Here is a 22,737-nt window from a genome sequence, read left to right as displayed (position 1 = left end):
AAGGCGATGGAGCGACTTGCGTCGGCGTGGCGCGCGATCAGTCCTGCTCTGCCGCGGCGGCGATGATCGGAACGAAACCGTCGGCGGTAAGGCTGGCCCCGCCGACAAGCGCGCCGCCGACTTCGGCAACGTCCAGAAGTTCCGCGGCATTCTCGCCCTTGACCGATCCGCCGTATAGGATGCGAACGGCCGCACCTTCCTCGCCGTACTTTTCGTTCAGAACGCCCCGCAGCCGTTTATGCATGGCGGCAACGTCGGAAACCTGCGGCACGCGGCCGGTGCCGATGGCCCAGATCGGTTCGTAGGCGACCGACAGGCGCTGGGCCGTATCGGGCAGGGACGCGGCAAGCTGGCGGGCGACGATTTCCTCGGCCTCGCCGGAATCGCGCTCCGCCTCGGACTCGCCGCAGCACAGGATCACGCCCATGTCGACGCTTTGCGCCGCTTCGGCCTTGGCCTTCACGTCCTCGTTCGTTTCGTGATGATCGGCGCGGCGTTCGGAATGGCCGACGATGACGAAATCGGCGCCCGCCTCGCGCAGCATCGGGGCGGCCAAATCGCCGGTGTGGGCGCCCTTTTCGCTGAAGTGGCAGTTCTGCGCACCGACGCCGATGTGATTCGTGCCCTCGCGCATGGCGGAGATCAAAGTAGCCGGCGGCGCGATCGCCACTTCCACTTTCGGCAGGCGCTGAGCGGCACGATCGATGGCGCGCGCCTCTGACAAGGCGGCACGCATGCCGTTCATCTTCCAATTGCCGACGATGTAGTAACGCTCGCTCATGAGCCCCTCTGTTAACTGCGATGCCCCGCCTGAACCACACTATGCCAAAGCATTCCCCAAGCGGGGCGGCGGCTAGCCGATGCGCTCCCCCCTGTCAAAGCACGAGAGGCCGATTGGTTGCAGCGGCGCGCCCACCCGTCTAGAGCGCTGCGCAAACGGGTGGCCGACGGTCGCCCCATTTTCCGGATTCGAACAGGCCGCACAACGATGATCCAAGGTTTTCGCAAGCTTTTCCAATCGCGTATCGGCGTTTTCCTGGCTCTTGCCTTTGTCGGCGTGATCGCTCTCGCCTTTGCCAGCGCGGACATTACCGGCGGCAGTTTCGGCGGCATTGGCGGCGGCGAACGTGTCGCCGCGGTTGGCGACCAGCAAATTTCCACAAGTACCTATCGCGAAACGCTGAATGGTGCTTTTGAACAGGCCAGACAGGAAAATCCGACGCTGACGATGCAGCAGTTCCTGGACGGCGGCGGTCGCGACGGCGTTCTCGACAACATGGTCGAGCGCATGGCCATCTATGCCTTTGCGCTGGATCACGGGCTGCGCATCGGGGATTCGCTGATCGGCAGCGAGTTGAAGGACATTCCCGCATTTCAGGGCCCGGACGGCAAGTTTAGCCAGGAAATGTACACTGCCGCGCTGCAGCAGCGCGGTATCAGCGAAAAACTGCTGCGCACCGATCTTGGACAGGGTCTTGCCGCGCGCATGACACTGGTGCCCGCGCAGATCGGCACTGCGATGCCGGAAAAGATTGCCCGCCAGTATGCCAAGCTGCTCAACGAAACGCGCAAGGGTTCGGTCGCGCTGATCCCGTCCGAGGCTTTTGCCAAGGACGTAAAGGTCACCGACAAGCTGCTGCAGTCCTATCTTGCCTCCAACCGTGCACGCTATTCCTTGCCGGAACGCCGCACCATCCGGTTTGCCGTTCTCGACAAGAGCGGGCTTGAAGGCGTGACCGCTACCGATGCGGAAATCGCTGCCCGTTACGAACAGAACCGCGCCGTATATAGCGGCAAGGAAGGGCGCACGCTGACCCAGCTGGTCCTGCCGACCGAACCTGCCGCAAAGGCGGTTCTGGCCGAAATCACCAGCCCTTCACAGATGGGCGCGGTGGCGCAAGGCAAGGGCCTGTCGACCACGCAGATCGTTGCCGCCGACAGGGCCGACCTGTCAGCCAAGACTTCCCCCGCAGTGACGCAGGCCGCCTATGAAGCGAAGGAAGGCACCATCGCCGGACCGGTCAAGGGGCCGCTCGGCTGGTATCTCCTGCGGGTTGATGCGGTTACGCGCACCAACGAGCGCAGCCTTGCGCAGGTGCGCGACGAGATCGCCGCGACCATCACCGAGGAAAAGCGCAACCGCGCCCTTGCCGACCGTGCGGCCAAGGCGGAAGAGGAGCTGAACAGCGGCGCCAGCCTTGCCGAAATCGCCCGCTCTTTCGGTAAGGAAGTTGCCACGACCGCGCCGTTGCTGGCCAATGGCAATCCTTTCGCGAACGGCGCTGCTCCCGATCCGCAGGTGTTGCGCATCGTACCGGCTGCATTCGCAATGAGCGAGGATAGCGATCCGCAGATCGCCATCGCTGCCGACGGCCAGTCCTACATCATCTATGCGCCGGGCAAGGTGACGGCCAGCGCGCCGCCGCCGTTTGCCGAGATCAAGCCGATCCTCGATCGCGACTACCGTTTGAAAGAAGGCTCGAAGCAGGCCGCCGCAGCTGCCGACAAGGTGCTTGCCGCAATCCGTCAGGGCAAGTCGCCGGCAGAAGCGATGAAGCTGGTCGGCAAGCCGATGCCGCCTGTCGACAACATCGACCTCAGCCGTCAGGCACTGATGGGCAGCGGCCGCGAAGTGCCCGCTCCGCTGGCCCTGATGTTCACGATGGCCAAGGGTTCGACCAAAAAGCTGGAAGCGCCGCGCAATCTGGGCTGGATGATCGTCGACCTCGACGACATCGTGACGCAGGACGTTGCCGCGGACGATCCGCTGGTGCTGGCAACGCGCCGTCAACTCGGTCCGCAGATCGGCGGCGAACTGGGCGAACAGCTGACCCAGGCCATCATCGCAGACGTCGGTGTGAGCCGGAACGATACCGCGATCAAGGCGGTCATCGACCAGCTTGTCGGCAATCGCTGATAGCCGGAGATGTCAACTGTGGCCGATCGGGAATGGGACGCCCAAGCGAAGGCGCAGCTTGAAGCCGGAAGGCCCGGTGTCGTCTGGCGGCAGGTCGTCGCCGATTGCGACACACCGGTTGCCGCGGCGGTAAAGCTGATCGAACCGGGGCGCGGCGATTTCCTTCTGGAATCCGTCGAAGGCGGGGAAATCCGCGGGCGTTACAGCCTGCTGGGCCTGGACCCCGATCTCGTGTTCCGCGCGAACGGACAGTCTGCGGAAATCAACCGCGAATGGCGCGATGATCGCCAGCGTTTCGACGCGCTCGACGCCGATCCGCTGACGGCGTTGCGCAACCTGGTGGAGGAATGCCGGTTCGACGTTCCCGAACCGCTGCCCGCGGCCCTGTCCTGCCTCGTCGGCTATTTCGGGTACGAGACAATTGCACTGGTCGAACCGACCATCGGCAGGCCGCCATCAAACCCGCTCGACGTACCGGACATGTTGTTCGTGCGCCCTGCCCTCGTGCTCGTGTTCGACCGGTTGAAGGACGCGCTGTTCTGTATCGCCCCGATCTGGCCGGGAGAGCAGACACCGGACGATGCGGTTGACCGTGCGCGCGAACGGATCGACGATTGCCTCGCCCGCCTTGCCGCGGCGCGCATACCGGACACCGCAGACCTCTCCGACGTGCCGGAACCGGCGCTCAACCCGAACCTCGAACCGGGGCGCTATCGCGAGATGGTGCTGAAGGCGAAGGACTACATCACGGCGGGCGACATCTTTCAGGTCGTCCTCGCCCAGCGGTTTTCCACGCCGTTTCCCCTGCCCCCGCTGGCGCTTTATCGCGCATTGCGGCGTGTGAACCCTTCGCCGTTCCTCTATTTCCTCGACCTGCCCGGCTTCGCGCTGATCGGATCGAGCCCGGAAATCCTTGTCCGCGTTCGTGATGGCGAAGTCACGATCCGCCCGATTGCCGGCACCCGCCCGCGCGGCAAGGATGCGACAGAGGACCGTGCGAACAAGGAAAGCCTGCTGGCCGATCCCAAGGAACGGGCCGAACACCTGATGCTGCTCGACCTTGGCCGCAATGACGTGGGCCGCGTGGCGAAGGCGGGCACCGTGCGGGTGACGGACAGCTACACGGTCGAACACTACAGCCATGTCATGCACATCGTGTCGAACGTGGTGGGTGAACTCGACCCCTCGCACGATGCGGTCGACGCGATGTTCGCGGGATTTCCCGCCGGCACGGTCAGCGGGGCGCCGAAAGTGCGCGCCTGCCAGATCATTGCGGAGCTGGAGCCGGAAACACGCGGCGCCTATGCCGGCGGCGTGGGATATTTCTCCCCCGACGGTTCGGTCGACAGTTGCATCGTCTTGCGCACCGCACTGGTGAAAGACGGCGTGATGCACGTTCAGGCCGGTGCCGGGATCGTGGCCGACAGCAATCCCGAATACGAACAGCGCGAGTGCGAGGCGAAGGCCGGCGCGCTTGTCGCCGCCGCGCGCGAAGCGCTGCGCGTTGCGGGCGAATCGGGTTACGGACAGTGAAGGCGGCCTTGCCGGTGCTTCTCGCACTGGCAGCCTGCACATCTCAGGAACCTGCCGAGGCCGAGCCTGCCCCCTGCTCTTCAGAGGTCTTCGAAAGCAGCAGGTTCACGCACTGCATCGTCGATCCGCGAAGCGCCGAAATCGCACTGCGCCTGAACGGAGCCGACGGCAGCCCCCTGCGCAGCCTCGCCGCGCTGGAACAATCCATGGGCGATGATGCTTCCCATGTCATCGCGGCGATGAACGCAGGCATGTACGACGATGCCGGACAGCCGATCGGGTTGTACGTGGAGGATGGCGAGGAAATAACGCCCCTCAACCGCAACGACGGCCCCGGCAATTTCCACCTTCTCCCCAATGGCGTGTTCTGGGGCGGCAACGGAACATGGCACGTCGATACCAGCGATCATTTTGCAACGCTGGAAATGGCCACGCCGCCGCCCTTCGCCACCCAGTCGGGGCCAATGCTCTGCATCCCGATTTCGCCGAAAACGGCACTTCAACACACTTTCGAAACGGCGTGGGTGTCGATTCGCAGGGGCGGGTACACTTCGTCATCAGCGACGATCTGGTCAGTTTCGGCCGCTTCGCGCGGTTCTTTCGCGACGTGGCGAAAACGCCGGATGCGCTCTATCTGGACGGCGCGGTTTCCGCTCTCTGGGCCCCTGCAACCGGTCGCCGCGATGGCGGACCGCCGCTTGGCCCCTTGATCGTGGCCACCAAACGGGCAAAGGCGAAAGAATGAACGCGAACGCCAAGATCCTCGTTGTCGACAATTACGACAGCTTCACCTGGAACCTCGTCCACTACCTGATGGAGATGGGCGCGGAGGTCGATGTCGTGCGCAATGACGCGATTACCGCCGGCGATGCGATCAGGACGGGGGCTGCCGGATACCTGATCTCCCCCGGCCCATGCACCCCGAACGAGGCCGGGATCAGCCTCGACCTCGTCGCCGCCTGCGCCGATGCGGGCAAGCCGCTGCTGGGCGTGTGCCTTGGCCACCAGTCGATCGGGCAGCATTTCGGCGGCACTGTCGTCCGCGGCGGGCTGATGCATGGCAAGACGAGCCCCGTCGATCATGATGGCACCGGCGTATTCGCCGGATTGCCAACGCCGTTCATCGCCACCCGCTACCATTCGCTGGTGGTAGAGGACATTCCCGCCTCCCTGCTGGTCAACGCCACAACGCCGCGCCCCGATGACGATGGCACGCATGCAATGGGCTTCCGCCATGCCGAACTGCCGATCCACGGCGTGCAGTTCCATCCCGAAAGCATCGCGACCCAGCACGGCCACGCCATGCTCGCCAATTTCCTTGCCGTATGCGGCATCGACGCAAAGGTCCCGGCATGAGCTATTCCATGGCCGAGACGGAGGCGCTGTTCGGGCGCATGCTCGACGGAATGATGCCCGATGAAGAGATTTCGGCACTGCTCGTCGAAATCGCGGAAAAGGGCGAAACAGCGGAAGAGATCGCCGGCGCAGTCAGCGCGATGCGGGCACGAATGCTCACTGTCGATGCTCCGGCCAACGCCATCGACGTTTGCGGCACCGGCGGCGACGGGCAGCACAGCCTGAACGTATCCACCGCGGTCGCGCTGGTCGTCGCCGCGTGCGGCGTGCCGGTGGCGAAACACGGCAACCGGGCCGCATCCAGCAAGGCCGGCGGTGCCGACACGCTTGAAACGCTGGGGCTGGACCTCGCCCGAGCGGGGATTGATGCGGAACGGACCTTGCCCGACCTTGGCATCGCGTTCCTCTTCGCCCAGCGTCATCATCCCGCGCTTGCCCGCATCGCCCCGATCCGCAAGGCACTTGGCCGCAGGACAATCTTCAATCTCACCGGACCGCTGGCCAACCCTGCCAGGGTTACGCGCCAACTGGTCGGTGTCGCCCGCCCCGAACTTGTCCCCGTCTATACCGAAGCGATGCGACTGCTCGGCACCGAACGCGCACTCGTCGTGTCAGGCATGGAAGGGCTGGACGAACTGTCCATCGCGGGCCCAAGCCGGATCGAAGGTATCGGTTTCGACGTACCGGCACAAATCTTGCCCGAAGATGCCGGACTTATCCGCCACCCGCTCGATGCGATCAAGGGCGGCGACCCGCAGTACAATGCCGATGCCTTGCGCGTTCTGCTGATGGGAGAAAAAAGCGCCTATCGCGATGCCGTGATCCTGAATTCGGCAGCGGCCCTGTGGCTGGCCGGAGAGGTCGATGACCTTCGCGCCGGTGCCGAGGAAGCTGCCGAGACAATCGACAAGGGCCTTGCCAAGGCGCTGCTCGATTGCTGGATATCGACCGTGAAGGCAGATGCCTGAAATGACCGGAAGGACGCCCACTGCCATGACCATGCCCAACAAGCTGGTCGAAATCTGCGACACGAAGCGCGGCGAAGTTGCCGGGCGCAAGTCCGCGCGTTCGATCAGCGAACTGGACGAAGCGGCAAAGTCGCTCGAACCGCCGCGCGGGTTTGAAGCACGCTTGCGACAGGCCGCGGCAGACGGCTTTGCACTGATCGCAGAAGTGAAGAAAGCTTCGCCTTCCAAGGGATTGATAAGAGACGATTTCGATCCCCCGAAACATGCGCGCGATTACGCCGCCGGCGGGGCCACCTGCCTGTCCGTGCTGACCGATGCGCCTTATTTCCAGGGGCATGAAGATTTCCTCGTCGCGGCGCGCGGCGCCTGCACGCTTCCGGTCCTTCGCAAGGATTTCATGGTCGATCCGTGGCAAGTGGCAGAGGCGCGGGCGATCGGCGCCGACGCCATCCTGATCATCGTCGCGGCCCTGGAAGACTCGCTGATGGCGGAGATCGAGGCCGCTGCCATCGAACGCGGCATGGATGTCCTGGTCGAAGTGCACGACGAGGAAGAGATGGAACGCGCATCGCGGCTGCGTTCGCGCCTGATCGGCGTGAACAACCGCGATCTGCGGACTTTCGTCACCGATCTCGGCAATACCGAACGGCTTGCTCCGCTTGCGCCGGAAGGCAGCCTGATCGTCGGCGAGAGCGGGATCAATTCGCACGACGATTGCCTTCGCCTTGCAAGTGCCGGTGTGCGAACATTCCTGGTCGGCGAAAGCCTGATGCGCCAGGCCGATGTCGAGCAGGCAACGAAACTCCTACTGACGGGCCGCGCATGAGCCGCCTTACCCACCTCGACGACGCAGGCAATGCCCGCATGGTCGATGTCGGCGAAAAGCCGGTCACGCGCCGCGCGGCTCTCGCGACAGGCAGCATCGGCATGTCTGCCGAAGCTCTTTCGGCCATTCGCGAAGGCACGGTGAAAAAGGGCGACGTACTCGCCACTGCGCGGATTGCGGGGATCATGGCAGCCAAGCGCACAGGCGACCTCATCCCCCTGTGCCATCCGCTGCCGATCGACGGCGTTACTGTCGAATTCGAGTTCGGCGAAAATGGGATCGCGGTTTCCGCCATCGCCCGTACATCGGCGAAAACCGGTGTAGAAATGGAAGCAATTATAGCAGCTTCCATCGCACTCCTCACAATCTACGACATGGCAAAGGCCATCGACAAGGCGATGGTGATCACCGGCGTGCGGCTGCTGGCGAAGGATGGCGGCAAATCGGGCCGCTGGCGCGCCGAAGGCTGCGAGGGCATCGAGATTTGAGCGAACTGCTCGATCTGGGTGCCGCGCAGGACCGCCTGATTTCACTCGCCCGGCCCGGGCCGGTGCTCGACCTTCCCGTCCAGCAGGCTCTCGGCCATTATCTGGCAAGCGATCTGACAGCCCGGCGGACGCAGCCCGCGCACCCGCTCTCAGCAATGGATGGCTGGGCCATCCGCGGGTCGGACATGCCCGGACCATGGCGCATCGCGGGGGAAAGCGCGGCGGGGTACCCCTATGACGGAACGGTCACTGCCGGACAGGCTGTGCGGATTTCTACAGGCGCAATCGTGCCGGACGGCGCGGATGCCGTGCTGGTACAAGAACAATGCACGGTCAGTGCAAGCGAATTGGCCTTCGCGGGCGACCCGCCCCGACCGCTAAACCGGCATATCCGGCCTGTCGGGCTGGACTTTCGCGAAGGGGCAACCGTGCTGCATAGAGGCGACAGCGTTACCGCCGGTGCCCTCGCCCTTGCGATCGGTGCGGGTCATGCGACTGTGCCGGTCCACGTCCCGCCGAAAATCGCAATCATCGATACCGGTGACGAACTGGTTGCCGCCGGCAATCCTCTGGCATCGGGCCAGATACCGGCCAGCAACGGTCCGATGCTGATGGCGATGCTGGCCGGCATGCCATGCGATGTCACGGGCAGCGACCCCGTACCGGACCGGCTGGACCAGATCATTGCAGCGTTCGAACGGGTTGCCGATGTCGATCTGGTGATCACAAGCGGCGGCGCTTCCGTCGGCGATCACGATCTGGTCCGCCCTGCGCTGGAGGCAATCGGCGCAGAGGTCGACTTCTGGCGCGTGGCCATAAAACCCGGCAAGCCGATCATGGTCGCAAAACGCGGATCGCAGGTCATTATCGGCCTGCCCGGCAATCCGGTATCTGCGTTCGTGACAGCCCACCTTTTCGCTCTGCCCTACGTGCGGGCATTGATGGGTGCTTCCGCACCGCTGCCCGTCATGGTCCGCCAGACCTGCACATCCGCCCTGCCCAAAACCGGCAAGCGAGCGGAGTTTATACGGGCAGAAATAGACGCAGGCGACATCCGCGTCCTGCCGGTACAGGACAGCGGCGCCCTGCACGCCATCGCGCATGCCGACGCGCTGATATACCGCCCCCTGTTCGCGCCGGCATGCGAACCGGGTACCGTCGTGGAAGTCATTCACATCTGAACCGTCACGACTTGACGGGACCGATTTTGTTTCATAATTGTTCTTCGTTCGTTCGCATGGGAACGATGCAGAAGGACTACGCGACATGCTTACGCGAAAGCAGCACGAACTGCTCCTGTTCATCCAGAGCCGGCTTGAGGAATCGGGCATCTCTCCCTCGTTCGAGGAGATGAAGGAAGCGCTTGATCTGAAGTCGAAATCGGGTGTCCACCGCCTGATCTCCGCACTGGAAGAACGGGGTTTCATCCGCAGGCTTGCCAACCGTGCCCGGGCGCTTGAAATCATCCGGCAGCCTAACGACGTGACCGGCACGAGCCGTGCGGCACCGTCAAACGTGGTCGAAATGCCGAAGGCGAAGGCTCCGCCGCCGTCCGCTGCCAACGACGTGATCGAGATTCCGCTACACGGCCGCATCGCCGCCGGCGTCCCGATAGAGGCGTTGGAAGACACCCAGACCCTTCCCGTTCCTGCCGCCCTGCTTGGCTCAGGCGAACATTACGCACTGGAGGTTTCGGGTGACTCGATGATCGAGGCAGGTATTTTCGACGGCGACTTCGCGCTTGTCCGCAAGACCGACGTGGCGCGCGATGGAGAGATCGTGGTCGCGCTGGTGCGGGGCGAGGAAGCGACGCTCAAATACCTTCACCGCGAAAACGGCATGGTCCGGCTCGATCCCGCTAACGCAACGTACGAACCGCAAATCTACGCGCCGGGCGATGTGCAGGTTCAGGGCCGGCTGGCAGGACTGCTGCGCCGCTATCATTGATGGACGTTACCAGCCATGCCGGTCCCCTGTGGGCCGGACATGGCTGATCGTCCGCGCGTCGAAATCGATGGATGCACCGCCCCGGCGCGAAAGTTTCCGCCCGTCCAGCTTGTCCCATCGCGGATTGCAAGCGTCGGGCAGCACCCGTTCGGATATGACGATGTCACTCCGTGCGCACGCCTCGGCAAGTTCAGAGCCACCGACCGGCAACCGGTTCATCGCGACCAGCAGTCTGACGGGATGCTGTGGGTCACCAGCCTGAAGGCTGCAGAAATCGTCGTTGCAGGTTGCGTTCGGCCAATCCCGGATTGAACGTATATGCTCGTTTCCAGTCTCGGTGTCGATGCCGAGACGTTCCAGCATCATCTGCAGGTCGAAGCTGTCCGACTGGCGAAGCGAGAACACGGCTTCTGACGGGCCACGCAGCGCAACATGGCGGCCATCGCCGCTTACCAGCAAGTCCGGACCGGTGTTCAACGCCATCGCAAGAACACCCACCACGACCGGCACCAAGCCAAAAAGTCTCGCCCGCCCTGACCAGAGAGCGAGCCAGAAACCTCCTGCGACGATCAAGCCGAGTATGATGAACGGCACATCGGGTGAACCGATAACGGAACCGGGGATATCCGCAGCGCCATGGGCAAGCTGCAGCAGGAAATCGATCGCCCGTCCGGCGACACCCCAGAACGGCCAGCCCAACCCTGCGGCGCTGGCCAATGCAGCCGCAATGAGGAGCGGGAGAATCGCAAACGTCGTGAGCGGGATAGCGATCAGATTGACAGCTGCGCCATAGATTCCCGCCCTTTGGAAGTGGAACAGGACAAGCGGCATCAGGGTCAGTTCGACCGCAAGGCCGGTAAGGAGCAGCAATCCCAGCCAGCAAACCCCTCGCTCCAGCCCGCCCCTGTCCCGCATCCGATCACGAAAGCGCGCCACCGGTTCCGCGTTGTGGAGCGCCACGATGGCCATGACGGCCGCGAAACTGAGCTGGAAGCTAGCCGAAATGGCAGCTTCCGGCCAGAACAGGAGCACGCAGATCGCCGCAACCGCGATGAGCCGCATGGAAAGCGCCTGTCGCCCGATGGCGAGAGCCGCCAGCACGAGCATCGCCGCAAGACAGGCCCGGATCGTCGGAAAGGCTGCACCCGTCACCAAGGTATAGCCGATGCCGCCAAAGGCAGACAGAACCGAAGCGACGAGCGGAAGCGGAATGCGCAAGGCAAGCCAAGGCCATAGCGCCAGCCCGCGCATGGCAACGAACCAGACCATCGCGACGACTGCGCCGACATGCAGCCCGCTGATCGACAACAGATGCGCAAGACCGGCATCGCGCATCGCCTGACCGTCGGCTTCGGCAATGCCGGTGCGGTCCCCTGTCAGCAGCGTTGCCCCGATTGCCGCAGCCGAGGCGCTGGCGCCTGTTTCCGTCATCCGCTGCCGCACTTCCCGCGACAGGTCGGAACGGCTGGTGGCGCGCGCCGCCCCGTTGCCGGAAACCAGGATTTCGGGGGCGGCCAGCAGGGAGCCCGATCCCGCAATACCATCGAACCAGGCCGCCCGCGCCGGATCATAGGCCCCCGGCACGACCGCCCTTTGCGGCGGGATAAGGCGAACGCGCGCCCGGACAATGGCACCTTCGCGCAGTCCTTCGGTGTCGAATGCTTCGCGCACGTTGACGTATGCTACGGCTGGCCGGTTGGCGACCTGATCCGTCACGATCCGCAATTTTGTTCCGCCCCTGCGTTCCTGACGCTCCAGCACCTTGAAGGTAATTTCGCCTGACACAGGATTGCCGATCGGCCGCGTGCCGATCAGGTCGGACCGGGTCCAGATCAGCACCGTTCCGGCAGCCATCACGAAAGCCGTGGCCGCCACCGCAGCACGAAGATGGGGAAACCTCTCCGGATCGAGCAGTGCCAATGCGCTGCCCGCGGCGATGCCGCAAATCCCCACGAAAACGAGCCATTCGGGCGGTGCCGGCAAAGCGAACCAGCACAGGATGCCGGCCAGCATGGCAACCGCGAGCCAGGGCATACGCTCGAACGGCCGGCTGGCGAGAGCCGACTCCCAGCATGTCGCACTGGACAAATCGCGCAAGCTTCCCCATTGCCGCACCTGCGAAGGTAACGGAGCGCGCTCAGGCGGTCCGCCCGCGGTTGGAACGGCGACATCTTCAGCCATGTCTTGCCATCCCCGTCTGCGGCCCTTCAGCCTGTAATTGAAAGGAAATTCGGCAAGATGGCAAGCGGTTCGGCAGCAATTGGCAACGGTGCGGAAAGCGCCCGGCAGCCGGTTGTCACGCGTTTCGCACCCTCACCAACCGGATTCCTGCACATCGGCGGCGCTCGTACGGCGTTGTTCAACTGGCTCTTCGCCCGCCATCACGGCGGCAAGGCGCTGCTGAGGATCGAGGACACCGATCGCGCCCGCTCCACCGAAGCGGCGATCGATGCGATTCTCGACGGGCTCGACTGGCTTGGCCTCGATTACGACGATGCGCCGGTCTTCCAGTCCCACCGCGCGGACCGCCATGCCGAAGTCGCCAACAAGCTGCTTGCCGCAGGCCATGCCTACAAGTGCTTCGCCACGGCGGAGGAACTGGAGGAAATGCGGGCGCAGCAGCGCGCGAACAAACAGCCAATGCGTTACGACGGTCGCTGGCGCGATCGCGATCCTTCCGAAGCTCCCGAAGGCGCGCCGTTCGTCGTCCGGCTGAAAACCCCGACCAGCGGCGAGACCGTGATCGAGGACGCGGTGCAGGGTTCGGTGAAGGTGAAGAACGTCGAGATCGACGACTACATCCTGCTTCGTTCGGATGGCACGCCGACCTACATGCTGGCCGTCGTCGTCGACGATCACGACATGGGCGTCACTCATGTCATCCGCGGTGACGACCACCTGAACAACGCCTTCCGCCAGTTGCCGATCTATCGCGCGATGCAGGAAATCGAGGGCGGCTGGGATCTGCCGGTCTATGCGCATATCCCACTGATTCACGGTGCCGATGGCGCAAAGCTGTCGAAGCGCCATGGTGCGATGGGCGTCGATGCCTATCGCGACGAACTGGGACTCCTGCCCGAAGCGGTGGACAATTACCTGCTGCGTCTGGGCTGGGGCCACGGCGATCAGGAACAGTTCACCCGCGAGGAAGCGATCGCGTTCTTCGACCTTCCGGCAGTGGGCAAAAGCCCGTCGCGTTTCGATTTCAAGAAGCTGGCGAACATGAACGGCCTCTACATGCGGGAGGCCGATGACGAGCGGCTCGCCAACCTTGCTGCCTCGCGCATCGCCGCTCTCGAACCTGCATTCGACGCGGAACGCGATCATGGCCTGTTGGCCCAGGCGATGCCGTCGCTCAAGGCGCGGGCAAAGAACCTCGATGAACTTGCCGAAGGTTCGCTGTTCCTTTTCCGCAAGCGGCCGCTGCCGCTGGACGAGAAGGCACAGGCACTTCTGACCGAAGATTCGCGCCAGCTTCTGGCAGATATATCAGTACAGTTGAAACTCTGTTCGGATTGGACTAGCGAGCCGCTGGAAACCAGTCTGAAAGCCATGGCCGAGCAACGGGGTCTCGGTCTGGGCAAGCTTGCACAGCCGCTACGCGCGGCACTCACCGGCCAGGCAACGTCGCCTGGAATTTTCGATGTGCTCGTTCTGTTGGGACGTGACGAAAGCCTCGCGCGTATCGACGCGCAGGCTGATTGCGTACCCGCAAAAGACGGCGCGATTACCAATCCTTGAATGGAGGGAACCGAAGTGGCGGATAACATGGCCCATCTGAAAGTCGACGGCGGCGATTACGAATTTCCAGTCAAAAGCGGCACCATCGGTCCCGATGTCATCGACATCGGCAAGCTCTACGGCAAGACCGGGATGTTCACCTACGATCCCGGCTTTACGTCCACGGGCAGCTGCGATTCGGGCCTGACCTACATCGATGGCGAAGAAGGCGTACTGCTGCACCGCGGCTATCCCATTGGCCAGCTGGCTGAAAGCTCCAGCTTCATGGAAGTCGCCTACCTGCTGCTGAACGGCGAACTGCCCAGCGCGGACGAATATGACAACTTCACCTACACCATCAGCCGCCACACCATGCTGCATGACCAGCTGCGCGGCTTCTACCAGGGTTTCCGCCGCGACGCCCACCCGATGGCCATCATGTGCGGCGTGGTCGGCGCCTTGTCGGCGTTCTATCACGACAGCACGGACATTTCCGATCCGGAACACCGCAAGATCAGCTCGCACCGCCTGATCGCGAAAATGCCGACGATTGCGGCAATGGCCTACAAGTACTCGATCGGTCAGCCGTTCCTCTATCCGGACAATTCGCTCAGCTACACCGGCAACTTCCTGCGCATGACGTTCGGCGTGCCGGCGGAAGAATACGAGGTGATTCCGGCTGTCGAAAAGGCGATGGACCGCATCTTCGTCCTTCACGCGGACCACGAACAGAACGCTTCGACCTCGACCGTGCGTCTGGCCGGTTCGTCGGGCGCGAACCCGTTCGCCTGCATCGCGGCCGGCATCGCCTGCCTGTGGGGCCCGGCACACGGCGGCGCGAACGAGGCGGCCCTGAACATGCTTCAGGAAATCGGCACGCCCGACAAGATCCCGCACTACATCGAACGTGCGAAGAACAAGGACGACCCGTTCCGCCTGATGGGCTTCGGCCACCGCGTCTACAAGAACTACGATCCGCGCGCCACGGTCATGCAGAAGACCGTACGCGAGGTGTTCGACGCGCTGAAGGTCACCGATCCTGTCTTCGAAACCGCCTTGCGGCTTGAAGAAATGGCGTTGAACGACGAATACTTCATCGAGAAGAAGCTGTTCCCCAACGTCGACTTCTACTCAGGCGTCATCCTGTCGGCGATCGGCTTCCCGACCACGATGTTCACCGCGCTGTTCGCCCTTGCCCGCACCGTCGGCTGGGTGGCGCAGTGGAACGAGATGATCTCCGATCCCGCCCAGCGCATCGGCCGTCCGCGTCAGCTCTACACCGGTCCGACTCAGCGCGACTACGTGCCGCTCGGCCAGCGCTGATAGCCAGGCGAAAGGACAAAAAGGGCGATGCCGAGGCTCCTTTTCAAGATTTTCGGTGTCGCCCTTGTTCTATCCGGCGTCCTGTGGACGCTGCAGGGTGCGGGACTGGTCATGTGACCGGCCGAAAGCTTCATGCTCGATCAGCGGGAATGGACCGGCTATGGCCTCGCCACGGCAGCGGTGGGTGCCGTTCTCGTCTGGCTTACCCGCAACGGCCGCAAAGACCGCTAGGGGATCAGGCGGCGGGTAGTATTATGGCGAAGCGGTTTCCGCCGCCCGGCGCTGCCTGTGCTTCGACTGTTCCGCCCATCGCGCGCGACAGCATCAGCGCGATATAGAGGCCTAGCCCCGATCCACTGTCACCCGACCTGCCGAGCCGTTCGAACTTGTCGAACATCCGGATGCGGTCTTCTGCCGACAGTCCCTCACCCTCGTCATCGACGGTGATCGTTACCGCCTTGCCTTCATGAACCAGGCCGATGGTTATCTTTCCGCCCGCAGGTCCGTAGTCGATGGCATTACCGATGATATTGAGCAGGATTTGCAAGGCGCGCCGGCGATCCGCCATGGCGATCGCATCTTCCTGCGGCATGGTGAACGCGATTTCGCGAGCATCGGCACGCACCTGCAGCAGGCGGCAGGCTGACTCGATCGATTCGGCAACTCGAATCGGCTCGGCGGTGATTTCGATCGTGCCATGTTCGATCGCTTCGGCATCGCCAAGCTCGTCGGCCAGTTCGCGCAAGTGCTTGCCCGCGCGCACGATATCGACGGCATAGTCGCGATATTCACCCGGTAGCGGCCCTGCCAGACGGTCGCGAATGGCCTCTGCCTGCCGGATGATCCGGCGGATCGGATCGTGCAGTGCCGGCGCCAGTTCATCGCGCAGCAGGTTGGGCGGCAGCAGGTCTGCATCGCCACCATCCTGCCCGACATCGCCTTCCGGACGCAAAAGGATCTGGAAGCCGACATTGGCCGTCGTCAAAAGCAGGTGCCACGCACGCGCCGAACCTTCGACACGGACACTCATCCCGCTGCGTGCCTGCCAGATTGCCGGTTTCTGCGTGCTATCGCTTTCAAAATCGAACAACCGCGTCCAGTGATCGCCGCGCAGCGCGCGGGCACGCTTTACCAGTGCCGCAAGATCGCCCGCCTGGCTTTCAAGCGCGATGATCCGCTGTCCCTCGTCCAGCCAGACCACGCCTTCGGCCAGCAGGTTCTCGATCGCGATGCGGGTTTCCTCGCCATTGGCGTTCGTCCCCGCGCGTTCGCTGTGATGCCAGTCGGACAGGCGGATGGAGCAGCCCTCTTCGTCCGGCTCTACCTCTACCCATCCCTCCAGCTTGCCGTCGGCGCTATGCATGACGACGGGGCGGCCCAACCGCATCCCGAAACTGCGCGACTTTCGCACCAGTTCGAGCAGTTCGGGTGCAGCTATCAGGCCGGGAATCTCGCCCCCGCAGGCAATCTGCATGTCGGCAAGCGGCCCGTCGGCCGAAACGAGGCGATCGGCGGCATCGCTGCGCGCGACCAGCGGCTTGATCGCCGCATCATCGCGTAGGGTATCAGCCCCTGCCATCGCCGCCTGCACCCTGCCCTGTCAGCAGGGCCCGCGCATCGTTGCCATGAAGCCGCCCGAAACCATCGGGCAGCGTGATATCGGGATGGATCGCGTAGAATTCACGCTCGATCTCGGCGTTCGAAAGACCGGCGGCTCGCAGCGACAAGGCAAGGCGGGCAAGCTGGCTTTCACTCGTCGCGACCGCAACCGTATCGCGGTCGTCACTCGTGGCCGAAGCCAGCGCGGAGAGAAACACGGCCACACCAGCATGCGTGATCGAAAGCGCCGCAAAAGCCCCTGCACCCAGTGCCGTCACCAGCCGGTTTGCCAGCGAGATGCGGCACTGCGATTCGTCGTATTCCTCGCGGATCGCGTGCTCGGTGTTTCGTGCATGTGCCTCGTAGGCAAGATCGCCGGCCACTGCATGACGCAGCGTTTCAAGCAATGCGTGCAGAACCTCTGCCGGCAGCTCGACAACCGGCAGGCTCATCCTCTGCTGATGGCGGGCAAAGGCGGCCTGCGATGTCAGAAGATCCATCGCCAGTGCCGAACTCGTCGGATCATCAGCCCCGATCAACGCCTGCAGCAGCGGCGACAGCGAAGGATCCACCCCTGCGCGACGCTGCATCGATTCGGTAAGCTGCCATTCCAGCGCCACCGCGTGGAGGTGATCCACGATGACCGGTTCGTCGATCAGCGCGCCGGAAAGGGGCTCCGTTATCGATTCAGCCCATACGCGCGGATCCTTCTCACCGGCGGCCTGCGCCAGTTTGAAGCCGACTTGCCGTGCCATATCCTCTGCCATGGCACGCACCCGCGCGACGATGGCGTCGGAGAACATCGAGCGGTCTTCCGTGGCGATCAGCTGGCGCAGGACTACCCCCCGCGCGCTCAACACCCGGTCCCCGCGCTTCAGTTCGACGCGCATGATTGATTGTAGGCCAGTTGCCTTTTCGAGTTCGCCCATGATCACCAAACTAGCGCCCTATGGTTAAAGGCGCGTTAGTTTCCGCCAGCGAGCGTGCCCAATGTCAGCTTGCCCGTCCAGATTAACATGACGATCATGACCGCAAGCATGGCAATTGCCGCCAAACCGTCCCCTAATAGGGCAAATTGCAGCACAATCGCCTGGGAGAAACGGTCTTCGAAATAGGGGCGAGCCCGGAGAATCGGGTAAGAAACAGCGCCAAGCCGCGCCAGACAAACGAAGACCAGCGCCACGCACCATGGCGTCAGCCATGCTGTGGTTCCCTCCTCCGTCCACCCTGTCAGGGCCAGGCCGAGCACTACGAACAACAGGATATCGATACCCAGAAGCGCCAGCATCGGCCGACGGTCCGGCAATGCGGAGGATATCTTCCCCTGCCGTTCCGCCGCATCGAGGATCATTGCGGAGCGGACCATCAGCCAGCTGAGTGCAAGGCAGAAGAAAGCCGCCCCGAATATGGCAAAGGCCGCCAACCCCATCGCCGCGGCCACGGGCACGAGCGCAGCCCACCAGACCAGCGCGGGCGAACGGTCCGCCTCGAACAACCGGTTGCCGAAACGCGCCACGAGGAAACCAGCCAGGGCGCGACCGGGCGTGCGCCCCCTTGCCTCAGCAAGACTGAGGCGGAGGCGATGGGCTTCGATGGCCTGCACGTCGGCTTCGTTCCGCACGATGGCCCAGCGCATTTGCTCGATGGCGCCGGCATCGACCGGACGCACCGAAACCCCCGCCATCAGCGCGATGCGCAGCAGCGACGATGCGACGTCGCAGTCGCGAGGCAACTGGCGCAATCGTTCCGCCAAGGCACCGGGAATTACGAGTATGCCGCCCCACGCATTCTCGGCGTCGATGCGTTCGAACCCTGCTGCAAGCCCCTGTTCGATAGGCACGGTGACAACGCCGCTCGACGCCAGCATCGGCAGGGCGAGAACGGGATCGGCCACCAGCGCATCGCCGATGACGAGGAGATCGTCCGCTGCCGTCACTTCCGAACACAAGCCCGGCGCGTCGGCGACAACGCGCACGTCAAGCCCGCCTTCGCTCGCTTCGGCCACCAGATCGTCCAGCCCGATCGTGCGCCTGTCGGCAAGGATGAGCAGGCGCTTCGCCCCGGCGGCCAGTGCCAGTTCCAGCTGCTGTTCGACGACAGTATCGCCATTCACGCGCAGCCCCGCCCGCGTGAGCAAGCCGTCCACGGCCAGCGGCTCCAGCATTGACAGGACGGCGATGCGCAAGCCGATGTGCCCCTTTGCCATCGCACAATCCCGCGACGGCCCAATTCGTGTGTAACGTCGCGGTTCATGGATCGCTGCGAAGAAGGACGCAAGGTGCCTTCGAACATCGGTGCACAACCCCCGGAAATCCGTGGATGAGCCGGGGGAAAACGGCGAATTTGCCGGGTGCGCGCGGGTTCATTCGGTGTTAGGCATAAGACCATGACCAAACGGCGGAATATCGTGCCCTTCGGCGGGCAGGACGAGAGCGAGACTTTCACGGAAACGACGCAGGAAACTGCGCCTGCAGAAGAGTATAGCGAACAGGCGGACGACTGGTACGAGGTGGAGCCGGAAACGCGGCGCAATCTCGGCTGGATCACGCCCGTGCTCGGCCTGCTGGGGCTTGCCGCGTGGACAGCGTTTTTCGTCTGGGCACGTCAGGGCGAAATCCTGGCCCGCCCCACGCCGAGCGAATGGACCGGTCTGCTGGCCCAATGGTCGATGCCCGCCGTGCTGGTCGTGGCGCTGTGGATGCTAGCCATGCGCAACAGCCGGGTCGAAGCTTCGCGCTTTGCCGACGTTGCCAGCAGCCTGCGCACGGAATCGCGGGCACTGGAAGACCGGTTGAGCCACGTGAACTCCGAACTCAGCATCGCGCGCGAATTCATCATCGCACAGGGACGCGATCTTGAAGCACTGGGACGTATCGCCAGCGAAAGGCTCGGCGAAAGTGCGGGGAAGCTCGAATCGCTGATTTCGGACAATTCCGAACGGGTTGACCGCCTGCAGACGGTCAGCTCTGCCGCGCTCGACAACATGGAAAAGCTGCGCGGGCAGCTTCCCGTTGTCACCAACGCGACGCGCGATCTCACCAACAACATCGGGCAGGCCGGCCAAGGGGCCAGCGCACAGCTTGAGCGTCTGTCGGAAGGGTTTGCCCGTATCGGTGAAGCGGGTGAGGCAAGCTCGCTGAAAGTCGATGTGATGCGCGAACGCGTGAACGAGGTACTGGGCGACTTCACCAGCGCCGCCGACCACCTCGGCCAGATCGCGCAGGACCGTTTCGCCGCGCTGGATGCCGAAAGCGCAGCCCTGCGTGAACGCATGGACCAGCAGGAAATCGCGGCGCTGGCCGCTGTCCGCTCTCGCGCTGACGAGCTGGAAGGTCTGCTGGAAACGACCCGCGCGCGTCTCTCCGAAACGGAAAGCTTCGCGCTGTCGTCGCTGCGCGAGCAGCTGGCTACGCTGGACAATGCGGCAAGCGACTTGTCCACGCGGATGCGCGATGACGAGACGATGGCCGTCTCCGGCTGGCGCGACCGGATCGCGGGGATCGAGAATGACGCCCGCGCCCTCTTTGCCCAGATCGACAACGGGTCGGGCGAAGCGCTCGACGCCGCCGGCACCCGCATCGCGGCGCTTTCCGCAGAAATCAGCCGCCTGCACAGCGACTTGCGCCGCCAGGGCGAAACGCTCGACGCAGAGATCGAGGCGCGCGTCGCCAAGAGCGAGGACGCAGGCCGCGGGTTGACCGAACGGCTGGGCGCACTGGTCGCAGGGCTCGACAGCGAAATCGAGGCACGCCGCGTGCGCGGTGCACAGGCCAGTCGTGCACTGGTCGAGGAACTGGCGACGACATTCGCCAGCCTCGACAGCGACATCCATGATCGCGCGCAGCGTAGCGAAGAGAGCGGCCGGATGCTGGCCGAGCGGCTCACCGCGATCCTCGCAGGGTTGGACAGCGATATTTCGCGGCGCGCCCAGCATGGTGAGGATACGGCCCGCGAAATGGTGGCCAAGGTCGCCGAAGCCCTTGCCGAGTTCGACCGGCAGGTCGAGGAACGCTCGCAGCGCGGCGAACAGCAAGGCCACGCATTGGCCGCGCGCATTTCCTCCGCCCTCGCCTCGCTCGACAACGAGCTTGCCGCCCGGGCGCAGCGCGGTGAGGAAACCGGACGCACCGTCACCGGCGCTATCGCAGGTGCGCTGACGTCGCTGGACGAAGAGATCGAAACCCGCGCCGAACGTGGCCGCGAGACTGCCTCGCTCATGTCCGACAGCCTGCGCACCGCGCTCGACGCGCTGGACAGCGAGATCGAGCGCCGCCGCAACCACAGCCGTCAGGCCGGTCGCGAACTGGCCGAAGGCTATGCCGACGAACTGGCCGAGCTTGACCGTCAGCTGGACGAGCGGCGCAATCGCCACGAAAAGGCAGGCCACGAAGTTACCGAACGGCTCACTGCCCTCCTTGCCCAGTTCGACACCGACTTTGAGGAACGCCGCCGCCGCCAACTCGAATCGAGCGAATCGCTGGGTCGCCATGCCGAACAGATCGCCGCACGCCTTGGCGAATACGGCGATCGGATGGACCATGTTTCCAGCCAGAGCCGCGCTGCCGAAGAGGCGATCGTCAACGGCCTCGGCAACCTCTCGCAAAAGCTGGAGGCGAGCCGCGAGGCGCTATCGGGAACCGACGGCGCGATCATGGCACTGACCGACAGCTCGGTGCGCCTGCTCGAACTGATCGAGGCAAGCTCCCGCCACACCCGCGAGGCGCTTCCCGGTGCCTTGTCAGAGGCCGAAGGGCGTCTGGACACCGTCGAAAGCCGGATCGAGGCCATGCGCAACCTGCTGGGACAGGCCGGTGAACGCGGGGACCAGCTTGGCCGCGCGGTCGATACCACGCGCGAAACGACGAAGGCCGCACTCGCGGAACTGGAAGGGCTGCACGACACCTTGCAGGAGCGCGGCTCGGCCCATTCGCAGCAACTAGCCGACTTGCGCGAAACCCTGTCGCAGGCCCGCAACGACAGCGAGATGATGGCAAGTGCGGCCGAGGCGACGCTGAACGGCGCGATCGCCCGCCTTGCCGATGCGAGCCGCGAAGCCGTGGCGAATATCGAGGGTACGTCGTCCGACGCCGTGCGCTCCATCGCCGAGAAACTCGCCAAGGAAAGCGGCATCGTCGTTACGCAAGCCCTGCGCGAAAGCACGCACGATGCGCTGGAAGGCTTGGACGCCACCGTCAGCAAAGCCACCGAGGCCGCGCGCCGCGCCGCCGCCGAACTGCACGAACAACTGGGCCGTGTCGACGAGATCACCGGCCATCTGGAGGCACGTATCGTCGCTGCCCGCCAGCGCGCGGAAGAGGACATCGACGAACATTTCGCCAAGCGCGTGTCGCAGATCACCGAATCGCTCAATTCGACTGCGATCGACATCGACAAGGTGCTGTCCGCCGAAGTCAGCGAGAATGCGTGGCAGGCGTACCTGAAGGGCGAGCGCGGCATCTTCACGCGCCGTGCAGTCCGCCTGCTGGATTCAGGCGAAGCCCGCCATATCGTCGATCATTACGAGACCGAGAGCGAGTTCCGCGAACACGTCAACCGCTACATCCATGACTTCGAGGCGATGCTGCGTAACCTGCTGGCGACGCGCGAAGGCAACACGTTGGCAGTTACGATGCTATCTTCCGACATGGGCAAGCTCTACGTGGCGCTGGCACAGGCGATCGAACGCCTGCGCCGCTAAGCCGACGGATAATCAGTCGGCCGGGGTGGCCTCGTCCGCTCCGGCCTGCTGCATTCCGCCTTCCCGCATCCACGCCTGCTCGTCGGTAATTTCCTTGGGCGGATGGATGAAGTTGACATCCTCTGCAGTGATCCAGCCGTTGACGTAGTTCGCATAGAACACACCGGTGAGGATCGCAGAGAGTACAGTTGCGCGCAGGGCGACGCGACCGGGGCGAAAATTCGTCGGCGCGCTGTCGGCGTGTCCCTTCTGGACTTCGACGCCTTCTTCCTGATGCGTGCGGATGCCGAAGGGCATCACGAGGAACGCCGCCATCACCCAGAACAGGCAGTAGATGGCCAGAACGGAAGTCCACTGCATAA

General features: G+C 64.0%; 18 protein-coding genes and 1 pseudogene. 12 read left to right on the top strand and 7 right to left on the bottom strand.

Going from position 1 to position 22,737, the window contains the following annotated elements; translation table 11 throughout:
• Positions 1 to 37 precede the first annotated feature (37 nt).
• Positions 38 to 781, bottom strand: a complete 744-nt coding sequence (gene tpiA / locus A7A77_RS08505; protein ID WP_066556295.1) for a triose-phosphate isomerase — start codon at positions 779 to 781, stop codon at positions 38 to 40.
• A 207-nt stretch (positions 782 to 988) separates the two neighbouring features.
• Between tpiA and A7A77_RS08500 the strand changes: the two genes are divergently transcribed.
• Together A7A77_RS08500 and trpE are read left to right on the top strand one after the other, a co-directional pair.
• Entirely contained in the window at positions 989 to 2,917 is a 1,929-nt protein-coding gene (locus A7A77_RS08500) for a SurA N-terminal domain-containing protein (RefSeq protein WP_066556292.1), read from the top strand.
• Positions 2,918 to 2,926: 9 nt separating this feature from the next.
• Positions 2,927 to 4,450, top strand: a complete 1,524-nt coding sequence (trpE, locus tag A7A77_RS08495) for an anthranilate synthase component I (RefSeq protein ID WP_066556291.1) — start codon at positions 2,927 to 2,929, stop codon at positions 4,448 to 4,450.
• 80 nt (positions 4,451 to 4,530) lie between these two features.
• Here the strand turns inward: trpE and A7A77_RS18310 are convergent, their stop codons facing one another.
• The gene (locus tag A7A77_RS18310) at positions 4,531 to 4,860 is read right to left on the bottom strand and encodes a hypothetical protein (RefSeq protein ID WP_245638430.1); all 330 of its coding nucleotides are present in this window, start codon (positions 4,858 to 4,860) and stop codon (positions 4,531 to 4,533) included.
• A gap of 110 nt (positions 4,861 to 4,970) precedes the next feature.
• On the opposite strand from A7A77_RS18310, the gene A7A77_RS18305 reads away from it, so the two are divergent.
• The 7 genes from A7A77_RS18305 (at position 4,971) to lexA (ending at position 10,035) form a co-directional block, all read left to right on the top strand.
• Complete coding sequence (locus tag A7A77_RS18305) at positions 4,971 to 5,195, top strand: hypothetical protein (protein WP_245638429.1); 225 nt, start codon at positions 4,971 to 4,973, stop codon at positions 5,193 to 5,195.
• Complete coding sequence (locus tag A7A77_RS08485; protein WP_066556290.1) at positions 5,192 to 5,806, top strand: anthranilate synthase component II; 615 nt, start codon at positions 5,192 to 5,194, stop codon at positions 5,804 to 5,806. Before A7A77_RS18305 ends, A7A77_RS08485 begins: the two co-directional genes overlap by 4 nt.
• Positions 5,803 to 6,774 carry an anthranilate phosphoribosyltransferase gene (gene trpD / locus A7A77_RS08480; RefSeq protein WP_172799872.1) on the top strand — a complete coding sequence of 324 codons (972 nt, stop codon included), beginning with the start codon at positions 5,803 to 5,805 and terminating at the stop codon, positions 6,772 to 6,774. Before A7A77_RS08485 ends, trpD begins: the two co-directional genes overlap by 4 nt.
• A gap of 31 nt (positions 6,775 to 6,805) precedes the next feature.
• A complete protein-coding gene (trpC, locus tag A7A77_RS08475; RefSeq protein WP_066556535.1) occupies positions 6,806 to 7,600 on the top strand; it encodes an indole-3-glycerol phosphate synthase TrpC in 795 nt (264 codons plus the stop codon).
• The gene (gene moaC, locus A7A77_RS08470) at positions 7,597 to 8,088 is read left to right on the top strand and encodes a cyclic pyranopterin monophosphate synthase MoaC (RefSeq protein WP_066556287.1); all 492 of its coding nucleotides are present in this window, start codon (positions 7,597 to 7,599) and stop codon (positions 8,086 to 8,088) included. Before trpC ends, moaC begins: the two co-directional genes overlap by 4 nt.
• Positions 8,085 to 9,269, top strand: a complete 1,185-nt coding sequence (locus A7A77_RS08465) for a molybdopterin molybdotransferase MoeA (protein ID WP_066556286.1) — start codon at positions 8,085 to 8,087, stop codon at positions 9,267 to 9,269. The genes moaC and A7A77_RS08465 overlap by 4 nt, the downstream gene beginning before the upstream one ends.
• A gap of 85 nt (positions 9,270 to 9,354) precedes the next feature.
• On the top strand, positions 9,355 to 10,035 hold the full coding sequence (lexA, locus tag A7A77_RS08460) for a transcriptional repressor LexA (protein WP_066556532.1): 681 nt from the start codon (positions 9,355 to 9,357) through the stop codon (positions 10,033 to 10,035).
• A gap of 6 nt (positions 10,036 to 10,041) precedes the next feature.
• Here the strand turns inward: lexA and A7A77_RS08455 are convergent, their stop codons facing one another.
• On the bottom strand, positions 10,042 to 12,216 hold the full coding sequence (locus A7A77_RS08455) for a ComEC/Rec2 family competence protein (RefSeq protein ID WP_082836014.1): 2,175 nt from the start codon (positions 12,214 to 12,216) through the stop codon (positions 10,042 to 10,044).
• A 57-nt stretch (positions 12,217 to 12,273) separates the two neighbouring features.
• Here A7A77_RS08455 and gltX point away from each other — a divergent pair, with 57 nt between their 5' ends.
• A complete protein-coding gene (gltX, locus tag A7A77_RS08450) occupies positions 12,274 to 13,776 on the top strand; it encodes a glutamate--tRNA ligase (RefSeq protein ID WP_066556284.1) in 1,503 nt (500 codons plus the stop codon).
• Positions 13,777 to 13,803: 27 nt separating this feature from the next.
• Positions 13,804 to 15,078 carry a citrate synthase gene (locus A7A77_RS08445; RefSeq protein ID WP_156500495.1) on the top strand — a complete coding sequence of 425 codons (1,275 nt, stop codon included), beginning with the start codon at positions 13,804 to 13,806 and terminating at the stop codon, positions 15,076 to 15,078.
• A 235-nt stretch (positions 15,079 to 15,313) separates the two neighbouring features.
• On the opposite strand, the gene A7A77_RS08440 is transcribed toward A7A77_RS08445, so the two are convergent.
• Genes A7A77_RS08440 through A7A77_RS08430 form a run of 3 tightly spaced genes read right to left on the bottom strand, consistent with a single transcriptional unit; the run spans position 15,314 to position 18,883 of the window.
• Positions 15,314 to 16,657 (bottom strand): sensor histidine kinase, encoded by a 1,344-nt coding sequence (locus A7A77_RS08440; protein ID WP_066556527.1) that lies wholly within the window; start codon positions 16,655 to 16,657, stop codon positions 15,314 to 15,316.
• Positions 16,644 to 17,606, bottom strand: a complete 963-nt coding sequence (locus tag A7A77_RS08435; protein ID WP_066556282.1) for a hypothetical protein — start codon at positions 17,604 to 17,606, stop codon at positions 16,644 to 16,646. Before A7A77_RS08435 ends, A7A77_RS08440 begins: the two co-directional genes overlap by 14 nt.
• A gap of 35 nt (positions 17,607 to 17,641) precedes the next feature.
• On the bottom strand, positions 17,642 to 18,883 hold the full coding sequence (locus A7A77_RS08430) for a hypothetical protein (RefSeq protein ID WP_066556279.1): 1,242 nt from the start codon (positions 18,881 to 18,883) through the stop codon (positions 17,642 to 17,644).
• Between the two features lie 180 nt (positions 18,884 to 19,063).
• On the opposite strand from A7A77_RS08430, the gene A7A77_RS08425 reads away from it, so the two are divergent.
• The gene (locus A7A77_RS08425) at positions 19,064 to 22,375 is read left to right on the top strand and encodes a coiled-coil domain-containing protein (RefSeq protein ID WP_066556277.1); all 3,312 of its coding nucleotides are present in this window, start codon (positions 19,064 to 19,066) and stop codon (positions 22,373 to 22,375) included.
• 96 nt (positions 22,376 to 22,471) lie between these two features.
• Here A7A77_RS08425 and A7A77_RS08420 read toward each other — a convergent pair.
• A pseudogene (locus A7A77_RS08420) lies at positions 22,472 to 22,735 on the bottom strand (DUF1467 family protein); the annotation flags it as partial.
• Positions 22,736 to 22,737: the final 2 nt, after the last annotated feature.

The organism is Croceicoccus bisphenolivorans (assembly GCF_001634625.1).
Lineage (GTDB): Bacteria > Pseudomonadota > Alphaproteobacteria > Sphingomonadales > Sphingomonadaceae > Croceicoccus > Croceicoccus bisphenolivorans.
Note: the sequence above shows the minus strand (reverse complement) of the source record. Positions and strands in the feature narration are given on the sequence as shown.